We start from the raw sequence: 2610 nt of genomic DNA, 5'->3' as shown, positions 1-2610 counted from the left end.
TGCCACCCGAGCGGCCACCACCGCCACCACCGCCGCCACTGCCACCGCCCGAGCGGCCGCCGTTACGCTCGGGGCGGCCACCAATTTTGCCGCCCAGGCCGCTGAAACGCTTGGGGTCGAAATCGGGCGCGGGGCCCAGGCCCAGGCCTTCGGTGATGTCCAGTTTCTCGATTTCGCGCTCAATGAGCTTTTCAATCTTCACCACCCGGTCCTGGTCCTGGTCGGAAATGAACGTGATGGCCGTGCCCTTGGTGGCGGCGCGGGCCGTGCGCCCGATGCGGTGCACGTAATCCTCGGCGGCGCGCGGAATATCGTAGTTCACCACGTGGCTCAGCGAGTCGATATCAATACCGCGGCTAAGCACGTCGGTGGCCACCAGAATCGGGAACTGCTTGTTCTTGAACTCGCGCATTATTTGCTCGCGCTCCTCCTGGGTGCGGTCGGAGCTGATGCCCTGGGCCACATAGCCCAACTTGTTGATGGCTTTCACAATCCCGCTTACGGCCGCTTTCTGGCTCGTAAACAGCACCATGCTCTGGACGTCCTGCGTTTTGATGAGGTGTTCGAGCAGGTATATTTTCTGGCGGTCGAAGGCCATGTAGAACTGCTGGTCGATGCCGGCGGCGGGCTTGCTCACGGCCAGCCGGATTTCCTCGGGGTCGTTGAGAATCTGCTTCGAGAAGTCGCGGATTTTGGTGGGCATGGTGGCCGAGAACAGCAGCGTCTGGCGCTCCTTGGGCAGCTGCCGCACAATGTTGAGGATGTCATCGGAGAAACCCATGTCCATCATCTTGTCGGCCTCATCGAGCACCAGGTATTTCAGGTCCTCGAACTTCACGTAGCCCATCTGCATGTGGGCGATGAGGCGGCCGGGCGTGGCCACGATAATGTCGGCGCCCGAGGTGAGGGCGCGTTTCTGCTGCTCCCAGCCCTCGCTTTTGCCGCCGCCATAAATGGCAATCGAACTGGCTTCCACGAAGTAGCCGAAGCCCGTTACCTGCTCGTCAATCTGGTTGGCCAGCTCGCGGGTGGGCACCAGCACCAGCGTGGAGGTGGTGCCGTGGCGGGCGTGCGAAATCTTGTCGAGCAGCGGCAGCAGGTAGGCGGCTGTTTTGCCGGTGCCGGTCTGGGCGCAGGCAATCAGGTCTTTGCCGTCGAGGATTTTCGGAATGGCCTGCTCCTGAATGGGGGTGGCCTGCTGGTAATTCATGGCATCGATGCCGGCCAGCAAATCGTCGTGGAGGTTGAATTCGTGAAACGTCAAGGTTCAGCTTGCAAATAGAGGATGGAAAAAGTCTGACCCGTCGTTTTCGGCCAGCAAACCGCATGGTGCTCTGCTAACAAAGATAAGGTATGAAAGATGGACTGAATTTTCCCTTCCTGACTTCGGCCCACCAGAAGCCACAGCGGCCCGACCGCGCAGCATTGCATCGTTGGGGTACTAGAGCTTACCGGAGTTGCCAGGTTCCCAGAGTTTTGCCTTGATATATGCAGCGTCTCAGCAAGGCTACTGTTGCCAAAATTCTGCGTAGCCCAGGATTTCAGCCTTACGAACCTCCGTCCGTCAGGATTTCCAGCTGCCAGCGGAGCTGTTCGGTGCTTACCGGGAAGGCCCGGCCGTGGCGAATGGTTTGGTGCACGGCCTCGAACAGCCCGGCGTATGTGCCCACCGGGGCCGCCAGTTGTTCAGTGCGGAAGTGGCCCGGCTCCGTAGCCAGCGTGAGCACGCCTTCGGCCCCGGCAGGCTCGTGGCCGTAGCTGGCGGCGGTGGGGGAGAGGCCCGCCACCAGCTGGGTTTCCTGCACGTCGGCGCGGGTTTTCTGGAATGAGCCGGCGGTGCCGTGCAGCACGTAGGCCGGGCCGGGCGCGGCCGTCAGCAGCGAGCCGGCCACGAATACGTTGAGGCCCACGGGATACTCCAGGTGGGCTTGGAAGTAGTCATCGACCAGGGAGCCGGGGCGGTGGCTGGCGCGGGTGAAGCGGTGGCGCAACGGCCGGCCGAACAAACTCAGGGCCTGGTCGAGCACGTGGGGACCGAGGTCGAAGCTGAGGCCGCTGCCAGGCGCGGCGGGGGGTTCCTTGAACTGCTTGGGGTTGAGGGCCAGCTTATAACGGTCGAAGCGGAAATGCACCTCCGCGAGTTGGCCCAACCGGCCGCTTTCCACCACCTGCCGCACCAGCTGAAAGTCCGAATCCCAGCGGCGGTTCTGGTAGGCCAGCAGGTGCCGCTGCTGCTGCCGGGCCAGGGCCAGTAGCTCCTCCAGCTCGGCGACGGTAGTGGCCACGGGCTTTTCAATGAGCACGTGCTTGCCGGCCAGAAGCGCCTGCCGGGCCAGCGCAAAGTGCGTGTCGTTGGGCGTGTTCACCACCACCAGCTCCAGCGCATCGTTAGCAAACCCAAGTTGCGAACTACAAACCGACTTGGTGTAGTGCGTGGGCAAAGATGAAAAGCACTATTTTTAAGGCGAAGCCGGCCGCTGTTGCGGCATGAATCTGCTTGGGAAAGCGCGCTGTCAGGCAGCTGAAGGTGGTTTCAATACCTTTGCGAAAATACTGAATCAGAAAGTTTTGGGCCGGGTGGTGGGGCCGCTTGCTGTTTTTGCGCCGCGC

General features: G+C 61.9%; 2 protein-coding genes and 1 pseudogene. All 3 read right to left on the bottom strand.

The annotated features are described in order from the left end of the window. Positions 1-1210, bottom strand: a 1210-nt coding sequence (locus D0N36_RS19185; protein WP_242479009.1) for a DEAD/DEAH box helicase, incomplete at its 3' end; no start/stop codon positions are given. A gap of 337 nt (positions 1211-1547) precedes the next feature. Then, positions 1548-2441 carry a Gfo/Idh/MocA family protein gene (locus D0N36_RS19180; protein WP_116943423.1) on the bottom strand — a complete coding sequence of 298 codons (894 nt, stop codon included), beginning with the start codon at positions 2439-2441 and terminating at the stop codon, positions 1548-1550. Further along, a pseudogene (locus D0N36_RS19390) lies at positions 2410-2610 on the bottom strand (IS982 family transposase); the annotation flags it as partial. The pseudogene D0N36_RS19390 and the gene D0N36_RS19180, both read right to left, overlap by 32 nt.

The organism is Hymenobacter lapidiphilus (genome assembly GCF_003417065.2).
Taxonomy (GTDB): Bacteria; Bacteroidota; Bacteroidia; order Cytophagales; family Hymenobacteraceae; genus Hymenobacter.
This window is presented reverse-complemented; position numbering and strand designations above follow the sequence as displayed.